Below are 15,546 nucleotides of genomic sequence, written 5' to 3'. Positions count from 1 at the left end.
GCTGAGCGCGCGGATCAGCGGCCGTACCCGCGCCGAGTGGCGTCCTGCACCTCGCCGACGAGTTCCTCGAGGATGTCCTCGAGGAACAGCACGGCGGTGGTGCGGCCGGTGTCATCGCGCACCCGAGCGAGGTGACGCCCCGCTCGGCGCATGGCGGCGAGCGCGTCCTCGAGGTCGGTGACATCCTGCACGGGCAGCATGTGATGGATGCGCTTGGCCGGCAGCGGCAGCGAGACCTTCTCGTCGGGCTCCGGTCCCTCCGAGGCACGCAGCACGTCCTTCAGGTGCACGTACCCGATCGGCGCGCCCTCGTCGTCCACGATGACGTAGCGCGAGAAGCCGTACCGGGCCACCGCCTTCTCCACATCATCGGGAGTCGCGGTGTCCGGCAGCGTCACGAGATCGGCGAGAGGCACCGCGATGTCCCTGGCCTTCTTGTCGGTGAACTCCACCGCCGCCGCGACCGCGCCGGACGAATCCGTCAGCACGCCCTCCCGGCGCGAGCGGTCCACGATCGTCGCGACCTCCTCCAGGGTGAACGTCGACGCCGCTTCGTTCTTGGGCTCGACCCGGAACAGGCGCAGGACGGCGTTCGCGATCCCGTTGAGGGCCCAGATGACGTGCCGGAACACCCGCGACACCCATACCAGCGGCGGCGCGAGCAGCAGGACTGCACGATCGGGAACGGAGAACGCGAGGTTCTTCGGCACCATCTCGCCGAATACCACGTGCAGGAACGACACCAGCGCGAGCGTGATGACGAACGCGCTCACCCCGATCACCGTCGGATCCCAGCCGAGGGCGTGCATGGGCACCTCGAGCAGGTGGTGGATCGCCGGTTCGGAGACGTTCAGGATCAGCAGCGAGCAGATCGTGATGCCCAGCTGCGAGGTCGCGAGCATGAGCGTGGCGTGCTCCATCGCGTACAGCGCCGTGCGCGCCGCACGAGAACCGCGCTCGGCCAGCGGCTCGACCTGCGAGCGGCGTGCGGAGATCACGGCGAATTCCGCGCCGACGAAGAACGCGTTGGCGACGAGCAGCACCACCAACCAGACCAGTCCCGCCCAGTCGCTCATCGCTCCTCCTCCGCCGCGTCCTCGACCGGGTCGGCCGTGTAGCGGATGCGGTCGACGCGGCGACCGTCCATGCGCACGACCCGCAGCACGCCGCTGTCGATGCGCACCTCGTCGTCGATCGCGGGCACCCGCTCGAGCCGGCTCATCATGAAGCCGCCGATCGTGTCGTACACGTCGCCGGCGGGCACCTCGATGCCGGTGCGCGCGAGCAGCTCGTCCGGGCGCAGCTCGCCGGGGAAGGTCGTGGAGCCCAGCCGGCGCACGATGCCCGCACGCGAGCGGTCGTGCTCGTCCGAGACCTCTCCGACGATCTCCTCGACCAGGTCCTCGAGGGTGACGATCCCCGCGGTTCCACCGTACTCGTCGACGACCACCGCGAGCTGGTATCCCTTGCTGCGCAGCTCAGCCACGAGCACGTCGAGGTGCACCGTGCCGGGAATGCGCAGCGGCTCGGTGCTCAGCGCGCCGACGGGCACGTCGGCGCGCTTCTCACGCGGCACCGAGACGGCCGCCTTGACGTGCACCACGCCGGTGATGTCGTCGAGGTCGTCGTCGTAGACCGGGAAGCGACTGTGCCCGGTGCGGCGGGCGAGCTGGATGACGTCGTCCGCGGAATCGCCCACCGCGATCGCGTGCATGCTGGGGCGCGGGGTCATGATGTCGTCCGCGGTGAGTCGCGCGAAGGTGAGACTGCGATCCAGCAGCGTCGCCGTGTCCTTCTCGAGCACGCCCTGACTGGCCGATCGGCGCACCAGCGACGAGAGCTCCTCCGCGCTGCGGGAACCGGAGAGCTCCTCCTTCGGCTCGACGCCCATGCCGCGCAGCACCGCGTTCGCGCTGCCGTTGAGCAGCAGCACGGCGGGTTTGAACACCGCCGTGAACGCGGTCTGGAACGGGATGACGATCTTCGCAGTGGCACGCGGAAGCGCGAGGGCGAAGTTCTTCGGCACCAGTTCGCCGAGGATCATCGACAGGATCGTGGCGATCAGCATCGCGACGGTGACCGAGATCGGCGTCGCGGCGGCATCCGGCACCCCCCACACCTCGAGGGCGGGACCGAGCAGCTTCGAGATCGCCGGCTCCATGGTGTACCCGGTGAGCAGGGTCGTCAGGGTGATGCCCAGCTGCGCCGACGACAGGTGGGTGGAGGTGATCCTCAGGGCCCGGATCGTCAGTCCGAGGCGGGACTCGCCGCGCGCCTGCCGCGCCTCCAGCTCGGCGCGGTCGAGATTGACCAGCGCGAACTCACTGGCGACGAACAGGCCGGTCCCGACGATGAGCAGCAGCCCCACGCCCAGCAGCACGAATTCCATCAGCTGATCCCCTCGACTTCTTCGAGAGGCGGGCAGTGGGGCGAGGTACTGCAAGAAGGAGGGTCGTCCATGGTGCGCACGATCATACAGAACGGCGCTGTGCCCGGGCGGCGGGTCGCGGCGAACGGCGCGAAACGGCGGCGCGCTCAGGCTTTTCGGAAACCGTTTGGCGTTAGGCTGGATGACTGTTACGCAAGTGCGGCCCGGCGCGGGAATCGGCGGCGAGTCGCGGAACAGCTTCAGCGATGAAAGAGGGCGATAGAGCGTGTCGAACCAGGTGACCGGCGTGGGCGGCGACGGGGGGTTCGGAGCCAACTCGTGGCTCGTGGACGAGCTCTATGAGCAGTACCAGAAGGACCGCGACTCGGTCGACAAGGAGTGGTGGCCGATCCTCGAGAAGTACACCCCGGATGCCGCGGCGCAGAGCGCCGACGCGCAGCTGTCCACTCCCGCGCACCCGGTCACGGCTCCCATCCCGGTGATCGGCGCTCAGCCGGTCGCGCGGACCACGGCAAAGCCCGCCAAGCAGGCACCCATCCCCGCACAGGCCCCCAAGCGCGAGGCGAAGGACGAGGCTCCGGCGGAGGAGGAGCGCGTCACACCGCTGCGCGGCATGCCGAAGACCCTCGCCGCGAACATGGACCAGTCGCTGTCGGTGCCCACCGCGACGAGCGTGCGCACCATCCCGGCGAAGCTGATGATCGACAACCGGATCGTCATCAACAACCACATGTCGCGCACGCGCGGCGGCAAGGTGAGCTTCACGCACCTGATCGGCTGGGCGCTGATCCGCACGCTCAAGGAGTTCCCCAGCCAGAACGTGTTCTACGCAGAGGTCGACGGCAAGCCGTCGGTCGTCGCGCCCGCGCACGTGAACCTCGGCATCGCAGTGGACGTGCCCAAGCCCGACGGCACACGCGCCCTCCTGGTGCCCAGCATCAAGCGCGCCGACACGATGACCTTCGGCGAGTACCTGACCGCATACGAGGACCTCATCGCCCGTGCGCGCAGCAACAAGCTCACGGCGGCGGACTTCGCCGGCACCACGGTCTCGCTGACCAACCCCGGCGGCATCGGCACCGTGCACTCCGTGCCGCGGCTGATGAAGGGCCAGGGCTGCATCATCGGCGCCGGTGCGCTGGACTACCCGGCCGAGTTCCAGGGCTCCAGCCAGCGCACGCTCACCGAGCTGGGTATCGGCAAGACCATCACCCTCACCAGCACGTACGACCACCGCGTGATCCAGGGCGCAGGGTCCGGCGAGTTCCTGAAGAAGGTGCACGAGCTGCTGATCGGCGAGCGCAGCTTCTACGACGACGTCTTCGCGTCGCTGCGCATCCCCTACCAGCCCATCCGCTGGAACGCCGACATCGCCGTCGACCTCGCCGAGCGGGTCGACAAGCAGGCGCGCGTGCAGGAGCTCATCAACTCGTATCGGGTGCGCGGGCACCTGATGGCGGACATCGACCCGCTGGAGTACGTGCAGCGCTCGCACCCCGACCTCGAGATCGAGAGCCACGGGCTGACCTTCTGGGATCTGGACCGCGAGTTCGTCACCGGTGGCTTCGGCGGCAAGCGCGTGATGAAGCTGCGCGACATCCTCGGGGTGCTGCGCGACTCGTACTGCCGCACGCTGGGCATCGAGTACATGCACATCCAGGACCCCGAGCAGCGCCGCTGGTTCCAGGAGAAGATCGAGGTCAAGTACGTCAAGCCCGGCCACGACGAGCAGCTGCGCGTGCTGCGCAAGCTCAACGAGGCGGAGGCGTTCGAGACCTTCCTGCAGACGAAGTTCGTCGGCCAGAAGCGCTTCTCGCTCGAGGGCGGCGAGTCGCTCATCCCGCTGCTGGACGAGGTTCTGCAGGGCGCGGCAGGCGCGGGCCTGGACGGCGCGGCGATCGGCATGGCGCACCGCGGGCGCCTGAACGTGCTCACCAACATCGCCGGCAAGACGTACGGGCAGGTGTTCCGGGAGTTCGAGGGCTCGCTCACGCCCGGCAACCAACGAGGCTCCGGTGACGTGAAGTACCACCTCGGCACCGAGGGCACGTTCGTCGCGGAGGACGGCGCCGAGCTGCCGGTCTACCTCGCGGCCAACCCGTCGCACCTGGAGACCGTCGACGGCGTGCTCGAGGGGATCGTGCGCGCCAAGCAGGACCGCAAACCGATCGGCACGTTCGCCTGGCTGCCCATCCTCGTGCACGGCGACGCGGCGTTCGCCGGTCAGGGCGTCGTGGTCGAGACCCTGCAGATGTCGCAGCTGCGCGGGTACCGCACCGGCGGCACCGTGCACGTCGTCGTGAACAACCAAGTGGGCTTCACCACCCTGCCGACCGACTCGCGCACCTCGGTGTACGCCACTGATGTCGCCAAGACCATCCAGGCGCCGATCTTCCACGTGAACGGCGACGACCCGGAGTCGGTGATCCACGTCGCCAAGCTCGCGTTCGAGTACCGTGAGCGCTTCCACCGCGACGTCGTCATCGACCTGGTCTGCTACCGCCGTCGCGGTCACAACGAGGGCGACGACCCGTCGATGACCCAGCCGCTGATGACCGATCTCATCCAGGCCAAGCGCTCGGTGCGCAAGCTGTACACCGACGGCCTCGTGGGTCGCGGCGACATCACCGAGGAGGAGTACGACCAGGCCAAGGCGGACTTCCAGAGCCGCCTCGAGGTCGCCTTCGCCGAGACGCACGCAGCGGAGACCGGCGCCAGCCCGATCGAACCCGACCTGCCCCCGGTGGACGCGCAGGTCGGCGCGCCGGAGGTCACCGGCGTGCCGCTCGAGGTAATCCACCTCATCGGCGACGCGCACGCCAACAAGCCGGACGGGTTCACCGTGCACTCGAAGCTGCAGCAGCAGCTGGACAAGCGCGTGACGATGAGCCGCGAAGGCGGGATCGACTGGGGCTTCGGCGAGCTGCTCGCGTTCGGCTCGCTGCTCGTGGAGGGCACCCCGGCGCGCCTGGCCGGCCAGGACTCCCGCCGCGGCACCTTCGTGCAGCGCCACGCCGTGCTGCACGACCGTCGCAACGGTCAGGAGTGGCTGCCGCTGGCCAACCTCTCCGACGGACAGGGGCGCTTCTTCGTCTACGACTCGCTGCTGAGCGAGTACGCGGCACTCGGGTTCGAGTACGGCTACTCGGTGGAGAACCCCGACGCCCTGGTGCTGTGGGAGGCGCAGTTCGGCGACTTCGCCAACGGCGCGCAGACGGTGATCGACGAGTACATCTCGGCCGCCGAGCAGAAGTGGGGACAGCAGTCCAGCGTGGTCATGCTGCTGCCGCACGGCTACGAGGGCCAGGGACCCGACCACTCCTCCGCGCGTATGGAGCGCTTCCTGCAGCTGTGCGCGCAGGAGAACATGATCGTGGCGCGGCCGTCGACCCCGGCATCCTACTTCCACCTGCTGCGCCGCCAGGCGTACGCCCGGCCCCGCAAGCCGCTGATCGTGTTCACGCCGAAGGCCATGCTGCGCCTGCGCGGCGCGACCAGCGAGGTCGAGGACTTCACGCAGGGACGCTTCGAGCCGGTCTTCGACGATGACCGCGGTCTCGACCGCGGCGCCGTCAAGCGGGTGCTCGTGCACTCCGGCAAGATCCACTGGGATCTGCGCAGCGAGCTCGAGAAGAACCCCGACCCTCAGATCGCGCTGGTGCGGCTCGAGCAGCTGTATCCGACGCCGATCGACGAGCTCAAGGCGATCACCGACTCGTACCCGAACGCCGAGCTGGTCTGGGTGCAGGACGAGCCGGAGAACCAGGGCGCATGGCCGTTCCTCGCCCTGGAGTTCGCCGAGGTCCCCGGCGATCGTCAGTTCCGCGCGGTGACGCGTCCGGCGGCAGCATCGCCGGCGACCGGATCGTCGAAGGTGCACGCCGCCGAGCAGGTCGCCCTGCTCAAGGAGGCGCTGACCCTGAGCTGATCTCCCGCACGCGCCCTGCAGCGCCGTGTGACGACGATGCCGCCCCTCTCACGAGGGGCGGCATCGTCGTTCCAGGCCCTGTTCCGGCCGGCGTTCCGGCGCGACTCAGTACCAGATGCCCAGCAGCGGCGCGGGTGCGGTGAGGAACGCCGCCGAAAGCGCCGCCACCGCCTCTTCCGTGCCTCGCACGCGTCCGGCCGCGGCGAGCTGCGCTGCCGGGACCGCGCCGGCGTAGATCGCGGAGAGCTCGACGATGCTCATCTCGACCTCCGCAGGTGCGTCGGAGACGCTGACCCGGCACGTCCCGCTGTCGTCGACCCGCACCCGCCAGCGCCCTCCGGCGATCCCGAGCGGGTCGTGCACATCCAGCACCGTGTCCAGCGCAGCGCGGTACGTGCGCGCGGTCAGAGAAGCGGGCACATCGAGCAGTCGCAGCCAGCCGTGATCGTGCACCTCGACCGTGACCGCGCGCTGATCGGCGACCAGCCACGGCAGCGGGTCGTCGACCGGCCGCTGGTCGACGACGGCGCGGGCGACGAGGTCGTGCTGCAGCACGAACTGCCACAGCGCACGCAGGGCCTCATCGTCCGTCGCGATCATCATGCGGATCTTCAGTTCGGAGCGGAAATGATCGGGCAGTTCGGACAGCGTGTAGGCCATCGCGCCGCGCACCGCGCCGTCTACGTCGAGATAGCGGATGCCGCGCACCGCGGCCGCCTGCTTGTCGCCCTCGGCGAGGCCCGCCATGCGCGTCCATCGTCCCCGCCAGCCGGCGATCTGCCCGGAGCGGTCACCGCGTGCCGCTTCGTGCAGCGTCTCGAGATCGGCGGCGAGCGTCGGCTTGTCGGCGTAGAGCACTCTGCCCGCGACCGGGCCGCCGGCCCAGCCCGCCCGAACGGTGTCGATCGTCAGCCGCGCGACGGGGATCGCCGGGCCGAATCCGTAGCGCGAGTAGATCGTCGCCTCGGATGCCGTCAGCCCGGCCACCGCCACCCCTGCGGCGGCGGCGGCACGCAGCTCGCCCTCCAGCAGGCAGCGTGCGATGCCGCGCCGACGGTGCGTGCCCGCGACGGTCACCGAGCTGATGGCCCACATGGGCAGCTCAGCGCCGGGCACGGTGAGCGGGGTGACCCAGCCGTTCACGGTCGCGATCGGCCAGGAGCCGGCGTCCGGGTCGAACACGCCGATGTTGCGCCGGGTGCGCATGGTCTCGCGCATCTGCGCCAGCTCCGCCTCCGTGGGGTTCTCGTCGAGGAACCCGCGCGCGTCGGCACGGAGGAATCCGGCGCCGTCGGCGGGATCGTCCATGTCGATGAGGCGGTACTCGAGACCTCTCTCACGCAGTCGGCTCTGTGACTGCGGGTCGACGGGAACAGGACGATCGGTGATGACGGTCATCGCTCCAGCCTACGGCCGGGGCCGCGGCGGGCATCGCGCGAGCACCGTGCAGGCGTCGCGCAGCTCGCTCAGTGCGTGGCCTGCACCGCCCGCAGGCGCGCGATCACCTGGTCGCGCAGCTCCTCGGGAGCGGCTTCCTTGCAGGCGCGCGCGACGACCTCGGTGAGGGTCTTCGCCACCAGCGCCTCGTCCTTGCAGGACTGGCAGTTCTCGAGATGCTCGCGGATCTCGGCGTGACCGGTGCGGCACACCTCGTTGCGGAGGTACTCCTCCAGATCGCGTCGCGCCTTCTCGCAGCCGCAGTCGGTCATGACCTGCTCCTCGGTTCGGCCGCCCGGATTCCCCGTTCGGCGGCATAGTCGGCCAGCAGCTCGCGGAGCATTCGCCTGCCACGGTGCAGACGGCTCATCACGGTGCCGATGGGGGTCTTCATGATGTCGGCGATCTCCTGGTACGAGAACCCCTCGACATCGGCGAGGTAGACCGCGAGGCGGAAGTCCTCGGGCACCTCCTGCAGCGCGTCCTTCACGACCGAGGCCGGCATGTGGTCGATCGCCTCGGCCTCCGCCGAGCGGCTGTGCGAAGCCGTCGTCGACTCCGCACCGCCCAGCTGCCAGTCCTCGAGTTCGTCGATGGTCCCCTGGAACGGCTCACGCTGACGCTTGCGGTAGATGTTGATGTACGTATTGGTGAGGATGCGATACAGCCAGGCCTTCAGGTTGGTGCCCTGCGTGAAGCTCGACCACGCGCCGTACGCCTTCACGAACGTCTCCTGCACGAGGTCGGCCGCGTCGGCCGGGTTGCGCGTCATGCGCATCGCGGCGGCGTAGAGCTGATCCATGAAGGGGATCGCCTGCTCCTCGAAATCGCGTCGAGGATCGCTGGAAGCTGTCTCGTCCATCACCGGCCAGTCTAGGCGGGCGAGCACCTGCGCATCATCGGCGAAGGTGAGGGCGTGTGGAGCGCTCTCGTGGCGTTCTCGCAGCGCGGCCGTCGTCATCCGACACCCTCCTCTCCGTGCATCGCGGGCTTCACTAGGCTAAGAACCGATGAGCACTGAACGGTATTCCCCCGCACCCGTCCGAGGTCCGTACCTCGCGCCGGACGCCGAGCACGCCGTGCGCGCTGCGGTGAGCATCCCCGGCTCGAAGTCCCTGACCAATCGCGAGCTGGTGATCGCGGCCATCGCCGACGGGCCGGGCCGGCTCATCCGCCCCCTGCACTCCGACGACTCACGGCGCATGGTGGACGCGCTGCGCCTGCTCGGGGTGGGCATCGAGGAGGCGCCGTCGGATGGCGAATTCGGCCCCGACCTCGTCGTCACCCCCGCACCGCTGCGCGGCGGGGTGACCATCGACTGCGGACAGGCCGGGACCGTGATGCGCTTCCTCGCGCCGCTGGCCGGGCTCGCCCGCGACGAGATCCACCTCACCGCGGATGAGAGCGCGCTGCACCGCCCGATGGGCGCACTCATCACCGGCCTGCGCGACCTCGGTGTGGACGTCGACGACGAGGGGACCTGGTCGCTGCCGTTCACGGTGCGCGGCCATGGCCGCATCCGCGGCGGACGCGTCGAGATCGACGCCTCCGGATCGAGCCAGTTCGTCTCCGGGCTGCTGCTGGCCGCCCCGCGCTTCGACGTCGGCCTGCACCTGGTGCACACCGGCGAGCGGCTGCCCAGCCTGCCGCACATCGATATGACCATCGAGTCGCTCAGCCGCCGCGGCATCCGCATCGAACGTCCGGCCGTCGGGGAGTGGCTGGTCGAGGCCGGCGTGCCGCGCGCGAAGGATGTCGCGATCGAGCCGGACCTGTCCAACGCCGCGCCCTTCCTCGCCGCGGCCCTGGCCACCGGCGGCGAGGTGACCATCCCCGGCTGGCCGCTGCACTCCACGCAGCCCGGCGCGCTGCTTCCGGACATCCTGCACGCTCTGGGCGCGCACACCAGCCGGCACGGCGGTGCGCTGACCGTGCGGGCCGGCGACGGCATCCGCGCTCTGGACATCGACCTGTCGGCGGCGAGCGAGCTCACCCCGACCATCGCGGGCCTCGCAGCTTTCGCCGACGGGCCGACCACAATCCGCGGGGTCGGTCACATCCGCACCCACGAGACCGACCGCATCGCCGCGCTGGTGGGAAATCTGCGCGCGCTGGGCGGCGAGGCGGAGGAGCTCGCCGACGGGCTGCGCATCCACCCCCGCCCGCTGCACGCCGGCGACTGGCCCGCCCACCACGACCACCGGATGGCGACCACGGGAGCCCTGATCGGCCTGCGCGTACCCGGCGTGCACATCGACGACATCGGCACGACCGCCAAGACGCTGCCGGAGTTCACCCTGCTCTGGGAGCGCATGCTGAAGGGCCCCATCGCGTGAGCTGGCTGGGCGGGGACGACGAGGTCGACGCGTTCGACGAGTTCGACGAGAGCCGGATCCGCACCCGCCCCAATCCGAAGGCCAACCGGCCGCGCACGAAACGGCGTCCCGCTCACGAGGACGCCGAGACCGGGCGGGTCCTCGGAGTCGACCGCGGTCGCTACAGCGTGCTGCTGGGCGAGGGCACCGCCGACGAGCGCACCGTCACGGCGGCGCGCGCGCGTGAGCTGCGGCGCACCGCGATCGTCACGGGTGATCAGGCGCGCGTGGTGGGAGACCTCTCCGGTGGGGAGGGGACCCTGGCGCGCATCGTCGGACTCGCCGAGCGCACCTCTCTGCTGCGGCGCAGCGCCGACGACACCGACCAGGTCGAGCGCGTCATCGTCGCGAACGCCGATCAGATGCTCATCGTCGTGGCCGCCGCGGACCCCGAACCGCGCACACGGCTCGTCGACCGCTACCTCGTCGCGGCGCTGGACGCGGGGATGCGCCCGCTGCTCGTGGTGACCAAGACCGATCTCGCCGACCCGGCCGAGTTCCTGGCGCACTTCGACGGCCTGGATCTGACCGTGTTCACCAGCGCCCGCGGGCACATGCCGCTCGAGCAGATCGGGCACGCGCTCACCGGACACGCGACGGTCTTCGTCGGACATTCCGGTGTCGGCAAGTCGACGCTCGTGAACGCGCTCGTCCCCGACGCGCACCGTGCCACCGGGCACGTGAACGAGGTCACCGGACGTGGACGGCACACCTCCTCCTCGACGGTGTCGCTGCGCTACCGCGATGCCGACGGCAGCGGGTGGGTGATCGACACCCCCGGGGTGCGCTCCTTCGGCCTGGGGCACGTCGACCCGTCCAGCATCCTCGCGGCGTACACCGAGCTGGCGGAGATCGCCGAGGACTGCCCCCGCGGCTGCACGCATCTGCCGGATGCCGTGGACTGCGCGCTGAACGAGGCCGCCGCGAACGGCACCCTGGGCAACACCGGCCGCGCACGCCTGGAGTCGCTGCAACGGCTGCTGACGACGTTCGGCGTATAGGCTGGCCGGGTGACCACACGCCTGGAACCCGGTGCCCCCGCCCCCGATTTCGCGCTGCTCGATCAGGACGGCTCGCGCGTCTCGCTCGCCGACCTGCGCGGCCGGCGGGTGATCCTGTACTTCTATCCCGCCGCCATGACGCCGGGCTGCACGACCGAGGCGTGCGACTTCCGCGACAGCATCTCGTCGCTGCAGGGCGCCGGATACACCGTCGTGGGCGTGTCCCGTGACGAACCCGAGAAGCTGCGCGCATTCCGTGAGCGGGACGGGCTCACCTTCGCGCTGCTGAGCGACCCCGATCACGCCGTGCACAGCGCGTACGGAGCGTGGGGCGAGAAGATGAACTACGGCAAGGTCGTCGAGGGCGTCATCCGCTCGACGTTCGTGATCGACCAGGACGGCACCATCGCGCTCGCGCAGTACAACGTCAAGGCCACCGGCCACGTCGCGCGCCTGCGCAAGGCCCTCGGCATCGACGCCTGAGTCAGCTCGCGCGCTCGTCGTCCTCGTCACCGCGGCGCAGGCGCGGGTCGGAGGCGCCATCGCGAGCGGTGGCCCTGATCAGCAGGATCAGCCCCACCAGAGCGGTGCCGCCGACTCCGATCGTGAACAGCCACACCTTCGGCTCGATGCTCAGCGAGGCCAGGCCCAGTGCCACACCGAGCACCTGGAAGACGATGCCGCCCGATCGCGCCCACGACGCCCGTCGCAGGGTGCCCCAGGCGAAGGCGCCGAGCGCAGCGGCTGCCAGCAGGGTGAGCACGATCAGCGCGACCCCGCTGACGGTCGAGGAGGTCTGACCCGCGCCGAGGGCGAACAGCTCCATCAGGCACACCGCGGCGAGGGCGACGGCCTCGAAGGCCAGGACGATGGCGGCGGCGATGGCGGGACCGGACGGACGCACGCGGACTCCTCCCAAGAGCTGTCAGAAAACCCTTGATTTCAGTTTGTTTCTGTAACACAATGGTCAAGGCCATGTGCTCCCACATCGGAGTGGGGCGGGCGAAATGCCTGCATCACCAGGGTAGCTGACCCCCGATCCGCTCCCGCACCCGTGCGCCGCGAAGGCGACGCCCCCACCCCGAAACATCAACATCTGAGGAGCCCTTGTATGGACTGGCGCGATAAAGCAGCCTGCCTGACCGTCGACCCCGAGCTGTTCTTCCCCGTCGGGAACACCGGACCGGCCGTCGATCAGATCGAGAAGGCCAAGGCCGTGTGCGCCACCTGCACCGTCACCGAGATCTGCCTGCAGTACGCCCTGGAGTCCGGGCAGGACTCCGGCGTGTGGGGCGGTCTGTCCGAGGACGAGCGCCGCGCCCTCAAGCGCCGCGCGGCCCGCGCTCGTCGCGCCGGCTGAGTCGCTCCGCCGGACGGGGGCTCAGACGTCGATCCACCGCATGGGGATCTCGATGATCACCTCGGTGCCCTCCCCCTCGGCGCCCTTCCACTCGATGCTGCCGCTCAACTCTCCCTGGATCAGGGTCCGCACGATCTGCGTGCCCAGTCCCTGACCGACCCGCCCCTCGGGCAGGCCGTGTCCGCTATCGGCCACGGTGACCCGCAGCTGCTCGGCGGTGCGGGTCGCCTCGATGCGCACGATGCCCTCCTGACCGGCCAGTCCGTGCTCGACGGCATTCGTGACGACCTCGGTCAGCGCCAACGCGAGCGGGGTGGCGTATTCGCTGGGCAGCACCCCGAACCGCCCCTCCAGCTGCGTGCGCGCGCGGGTGTTCGGCGCGGCGGCGACCTCGGCGACGAGCTTGAGCACGCGGTCGAAGACCTCGTCGAAGTCCACCGTCTGCGCCAGCCCGCTTGCGAGCGTGTCGTGCACCACGGCGATCGACTCGACCCGGCGCATGGCCTGGGTCAGCGCCTCGCGCGCCTCATCGGAGTGCGTACGCCGCGCCTGGATGCGCAGCAGGGATGCGACGGTCTGCAGGTTGTTCTTCACCCGATGGTGGATCTCGCGGATCGTGGCGTCCTTGGTGATCAGCTCCTGCTCCTGGTGACGCAGCTCCGACACGTCGCGGCACAGCACGATCGCGCCGATCCGGGTGCCGTGGTCCTTCAGCGGGATGGCGCGCAGCGACACCGTCACCCCGCGCGCCTCCATGTCGGTGCGCCAGGGCGCGCGGCCGGTGACGACGACGGGCAGTGACTCGTCCACCTGGCGCGACGGGGGCACGAGCCGGGTGGTCACCTCGGCGAGCGCCTCGCCCTCGAGCTCATCGTCGAAGCCCATCCGGTTGAAGGCCGACAGCGCGTTCGGGCTGGCGAAGGTGGTGATGCCGTCGACATCGAGCCGGATGAGCCCGTCGGATGCGCGCGGCGCGCCGCGCCGCGGTGCGGTCGGGGCGGACAGGTCGGGGAACTCCCCGGAGGAGATCATCCGGAACAGGTCGTTGGCGCACTCGTCGAAGCTGATCTGCTGCCGGGAGGGCATCCGCACCTCGCCGAGGTTGGTGTGCCGAGTGAGCACGCCGATGATCTCGCCCTCCTCCTGGCCGTCGCGGCGGCGGATGGGCACCGCGCGCACGCGAGTCGGCGTCTCCTCGAACCAATCCGGCGACGAGGAGTCGACGATCGTGCCGGACTCGAAAGCGGACACCACCTGCGTGCGCCACTGCGGTCGCACCTTCTCGCCGACGAGGTCGCGGTAGAACAGGGTCGCCGCGCCGCTCGGGCGCGAATGCGTCACGGCGACGAACGAGCCGTCGGCGGTCTTGATCCAGATCACCATGTCGGCGGAGGCGAGGTCGGCAAGCAGCTGCCCGTCGCCGGCCAGCCGATGCAGCCACTCCACATCGGCGTCGGTCAGAAGGCCCTGGGCGTGGACGAGATCGCTGAGTGTTGACACGGCATCAGCCTACTGGGACGCCCGCGCCGGCTCATCGAGCGGCGACCGCTGCTCAGAGGATCGCGAGCGAACTCGCCCGCCAGCGGCTGTCGAAACCCTCGAGACGGATCGCGACCGCGCGGGTGCGCGCGGGGCCCGCCACGATCACGACCGCCTCGACGATGTTGTCGACCGGCGCGCTCTGCCGGATGGACAGGATCTGGAAGCTGGGTCGGGACGGGGACTGTCCGCGTGCGCTGCGCGCCCGGGCGGAGAGGTTCGCACGGGTGACCAGGGCGCGGAAGGCGTCCTCGCTGAACCAGCGCGCCAGCTGATCGACCTCGCGAACCCCGGCGAGCACTTCCAGCGCCCCCTGGGTGAGACTGCGCAGCAGCGGAACGGGGTCCGGCAGCTCGGCGGCGGAGGTGGGCTGCGGTGCGAAGTACTCGTTCCACGTCGTCGTCATGACCCGTTCCCCCCGGGTGGTGTATTCTCCAGCGAATCCCCCGAAAATAACACAGCGATCGTCGTGCTTCGAGGGCCCTCGGGAAGATCTGTGGATAACCCCGACGGCAGGGGGACGATCTCCCCTACTGTCGATCGCGTGAATTGGGAGCACCTCTTCGACGATCTCGAAGGCCAGCTCGCGGCGGAGTGGGAGTCCGAGCGCGTCGCGCTGGATGCGGAGTCCGAGCGGCTGCGCATCTCGAAGCTGAGCCTGCACGCGCGGCTGCGCGTGATGGCATCGACCGAGACGCGGGTGGTGCTGGAGCTGGCCGGCGGTGAGCGCTGGGACGCGGTGCTGCGCGCGGTCGGGGCGGACTGGGTCGGCGTGCGCGCCGGCGGTGACGCCCGCCTGCGCATCGCCCCGCTGTCGGGGATCGAGTCGGTCTCGGTGGACCACGGCGTGCTGCTGGCGAGCCTCACCGCGGAGCCTCCCGCGCCGGGCCTGCGGAATCGGATGACCCTGGGGTTCGTGCTGCGCGATCTCGCCCGCCGGCGTGTGCCGGTGACCGTGGCGCGTCGCTGCGGCGATCCCGAGCACGGGACGATCGATCGGGCGGGAGCCGATCATTTCGACCTCGCCGTGCACGACGTCGACGAAGTGCGTCGCGCGCGAGCGGTGCGGGCCTTTCGCAGCATCCCGTTCGGCGCGCTGTCGTGGGTGCGGGTGGAGGAGGTGGCGACGGCGATCTGATGGTCGCGCCGAAGGGCGCCGCGGCTCAGTCGCGGCGCAGCGGGCTGGTCCCCCACACCTCGGGGAAGCTTGCTTCGTGCGACTGGCGCCACAGCGCCATCCGCCGCGCCTCCTCGGACTGCGCCTCGAGGTATTCGGCGATGCTCGCGTGCTCGACGCGCCAGCGCGGCGGCGAGCCGAGCTGCGCGCCGCGCAGTCGCCCCTGGTGCACGAGGTCGATGACTTCGTCGACCTCGATGCTGAGCAGCTCGGCGACCTGCGCGGGCGCGAGGAAGCGCGGCTCCGTTCCGGATGCGTGCGGCATGACCACATTCTCTCCCGCACCCGGTGCGGAACCCGTGCGAGACCCGCCGCTGTGGATAACTTCCGCGCGGTCGCG

15 protein-coding genes are annotated in these 15,546 nt (G+C 70.2%); 6 read left to right on the top strand and 9 right to left on the bottom strand.

Annotated features, from left to right (window positions below):
* Window positions 1-14: 14 nt before the first annotated feature.
* Together WFG93_RS04690 and WFG93_RS04685 are read right to left on the bottom strand one after the other, a co-directional pair.
* Entirely contained in the window at window positions 15-1,076 is a 1,062-nt protein-coding gene (locus WFG93_RS04690) for a hemolysin family protein (RefSeq protein ID WP_336645171.1), read from the bottom strand.
* Complete coding sequence (locus WFG93_RS04685) at window positions 1,073-2,389, bottom strand: hemolysin family protein (protein ID WP_336645170.1); 1,317 nt, start codon at window positions 2,387-2,389, stop codon at window positions 1,073-1,075. The genes WFG93_RS04690 and WFG93_RS04685 overlap by 4 nt, the downstream gene beginning before the upstream one ends.
* A 265-nt stretch (window positions 2,390-2,654) precedes the next feature.
* Here WFG93_RS04685 and WFG93_RS04680 point away from each other — a divergent pair, with 265 nt between their 5' ends.
* Window positions 2,655-6,317 carry a multifunctional oxoglutarate decarboxylase/oxoglutarate dehydrogenase thiamine pyrophosphate-binding subunit/dihydrolipoyllysine-residue succinyltransferase subunit gene (locus WFG93_RS04680; protein WP_336645169.1) on the top strand — a complete coding sequence of 1,221 codons (3,663 nt, stop codon included), beginning with the start codon at window positions 2,655-2,657 and terminating at the stop codon, window positions 6,315-6,317.
* A gap of 105 nt (window positions 6,318-6,422) precedes the next feature.
* Here the strand turns inward: WFG93_RS04680 and WFG93_RS04675 are convergent, their stop codons facing one another.
* From WFG93_RS04675 to WFG93_RS04665, 3 genes are all read right to left on the bottom strand, one after another.
* On the bottom strand, window positions 6,423-7,715 hold the full coding sequence (locus WFG93_RS04675; RefSeq protein ID WP_336645168.1) for a GNAT family N-acetyltransferase: 1,293 nt from the start codon (window positions 7,713-7,715) through the stop codon (window positions 6,423-6,425).
* A gap of 68 nt (window positions 7,716-7,783) precedes the next feature.
* The gene (locus WFG93_RS04670; protein WP_336645167.1) at window positions 7,784-8,026 is read right to left on the bottom strand and encodes a zf-HC2 domain-containing protein; all 243 of its coding nucleotides are present in this window, start codon (window positions 8,024-8,026) and stop codon (window positions 7,784-7,786) included.
* Window positions 8,023-8,616, bottom strand: coding sequence for a sigma-70 family RNA polymerase sigma factor (locus WFG93_RS04665; RefSeq protein ID WP_336645694.1), 594 nt, complete (start codon window positions 8,614-8,616; stop codon window positions 8,023-8,025). The genes WFG93_RS04670 and WFG93_RS04665 overlap by 4 nt, the downstream gene beginning before the upstream one ends.
* A 148-nt stretch (window positions 8,617-8,764) precedes the next feature.
* On the opposite strand from WFG93_RS04665, the gene aroA reads away from it, so the two are divergent.
* The 3 genes from aroA to bcp are packed head-to-tail and all read left to right on the top strand — an operon-like array spanning window position 8,765 to window position 11,613.
* On the top strand, window positions 8,765-10,090 hold the full coding sequence (gene aroA, locus WFG93_RS04660) for a 3-phosphoshikimate 1-carboxyvinyltransferase (protein ID WP_336645166.1): 1,326 nt from the start codon (window positions 8,765-8,767) through the stop codon (window positions 10,088-10,090).
* On the top strand, window positions 10,087-11,130 hold the full coding sequence (gene rsgA, locus WFG93_RS04655) for a ribosome small subunit-dependent GTPase A (protein WP_336645165.1): 1,044 nt from the start codon (window positions 10,087-10,089) through the stop codon (window positions 11,128-11,130). Before aroA ends, rsgA begins: the two co-directional genes overlap by 4 nt.
* A 9-nt stretch (window positions 11,131-11,139) precedes the next feature.
* Window positions 11,140-11,613: a thioredoxin-dependent thiol peroxidase gene (gene bcp / locus WFG93_RS04650; RefSeq protein ID WP_336645164.1), complete on the top strand. Its 474-nt coding sequence runs from the start codon at window positions 11,140-11,142 to the stop codon at window positions 11,611-11,613.
* Window position 11,614: 1 nt separating this feature from the next.
* Here bcp and WFG93_RS04645 read toward each other — a convergent pair whose 3' ends face one another.
* Window positions 11,615-12,034 (bottom strand): hypothetical protein, encoded by a 420-nt coding sequence (locus tag WFG93_RS04645; RefSeq protein WP_336645163.1) that lies wholly within the window; start codon window positions 12,032-12,034, stop codon window positions 11,615-11,617.
* 207 nt (window positions 12,035-12,241) lie between these two features.
* On the opposite strand from WFG93_RS04645, the gene WFG93_RS04640 reads away from it, so the two are divergent.
* The gene (locus WFG93_RS04640) at window positions 12,242-12,490 is read left to right on the top strand and encodes a WhiB family transcriptional regulator (protein ID WP_071641453.1); all 249 of its coding nucleotides are present in this window, start codon (window positions 12,242-12,244) and stop codon (window positions 12,488-12,490) included.
* A 21-nt stretch (window positions 12,491-12,511) separates the two neighbouring features.
* Here WFG93_RS04640 and WFG93_RS04635 read toward each other — a convergent pair whose 3' ends face one another.
* Both WFG93_RS04635 and WFG93_RS04630 read right to left on the bottom strand, forming a co-directional pair.
* Window positions 12,512-13,990 carry a sensor histidine kinase gene (locus tag WFG93_RS04635; RefSeq protein ID WP_336645162.1) on the bottom strand — a complete coding sequence of 493 codons (1,479 nt, stop codon included), beginning with the start codon at window positions 13,988-13,990 and terminating at the stop codon, window positions 12,512-12,514.
* A gap of 52 nt (window positions 13,991-14,042) precedes the next feature.
* Complete coding sequence (locus WFG93_RS04630) at window positions 14,043-14,435, bottom strand: Rv3235 family protein (RefSeq protein WP_336645161.1); 393 nt, start codon at window positions 14,433-14,435, stop codon at window positions 14,043-14,045.
* Window positions 14,436-14,573: 138 nt separating this feature from the next.
* On the opposite strand from WFG93_RS04630, the gene WFG93_RS04625 reads away from it, so the two are divergent.
* On the top strand, window positions 14,574-15,167 hold the full coding sequence (locus WFG93_RS04625) for a hypothetical protein (protein ID WP_336645160.1): 594 nt from the start codon (window positions 14,574-14,576) through the stop codon (window positions 15,165-15,167).
* 25 nt (window positions 15,168-15,192) lie between these two features.
* Here WFG93_RS04625 and WFG93_RS04620 read toward each other — a convergent pair whose 3' ends face one another.
* Complete coding sequence (locus tag WFG93_RS04620; RefSeq protein ID WP_336645159.1) at window positions 15,193-15,471, bottom strand: helix-turn-helix domain-containing protein; 279 nt, start codon at window positions 15,469-15,471, stop codon at window positions 15,193-15,195.
* Window positions 15,472-15,546: the final 75 nt, after the last annotated feature.

The sequence above is a fragment of the Microbacterium sp. USHLN186 genome (genome assembly GCF_037145155.1).
Classification (GTDB): domain Bacteria; phylum Actinomycetota; class Actinomycetes; order Actinomycetales; family Microbacteriaceae; genus Microbacterium.
Note: the sequence above shows the minus strand (reverse complement) of the source record. Positions and strands in the feature narration are given on the sequence as shown.

Coding starts and splice junctions, on each gene's coding strand:
- WFG93_RS04690 (WP_336645171.1), bottom strand. CDS start 1,076: ATGAGCGACTGGGCGGGACTGGTCTGGTTGGTGGTGCTGCTCGTCGCC.
- WFG93_RS04685 (WP_336645170.1), bottom strand. CDS start 2,389: ATGGAATTCGTGCTGCTGGGCGTGGGGCTGCTGCTCATCGTCGGGACC.
- WFG93_RS04675 (WP_336645168.1), bottom strand. CDS start 7,715: ATGACCGTCATCACCGATCGTCCTGTTCCCGTCGACCCGCAGTCACAG.
- WFG93_RS04670 (WP_336645167.1), bottom strand. CDS start 8,026: ATGACCGACTGCGGCTGCGAGAAGGCGCGACGCGATCTGGAGGAGTAC.
- WFG93_RS04665 (WP_336645694.1), bottom strand. CDS start 8,616: ATGGACGAGACAGCTTCCAGCGATCCTCGACGCGATTTCGAGGAGCAG.
- aroA (WP_336645166.1), top strand. CDS start 8,765: ATGAGCACTGAACGGTATTCCCCCGCACCCGTCCGAGGTCCGTACCTC.
- WFG93_RS04640 (WP_071641453.1), top strand. CDS start 12,242: ATGGACTGGCGCGATAAAGCAGCCTGCCTGACCGTCGACCCCGAGCTG.
- WFG93_RS04630 (WP_336645161.1), bottom strand. CDS start 14,435: ATGACGACGACGTGGAACGAGTACTTCGCACCGCAGCCCACCTCCGCC.
- WFG93_RS04620 (WP_336645159.1), bottom strand. CDS start 15,471: ATGCCGCACGCATCCGGAACGGAGCCGCGCTTCCTCGCGCCCGCGCAG.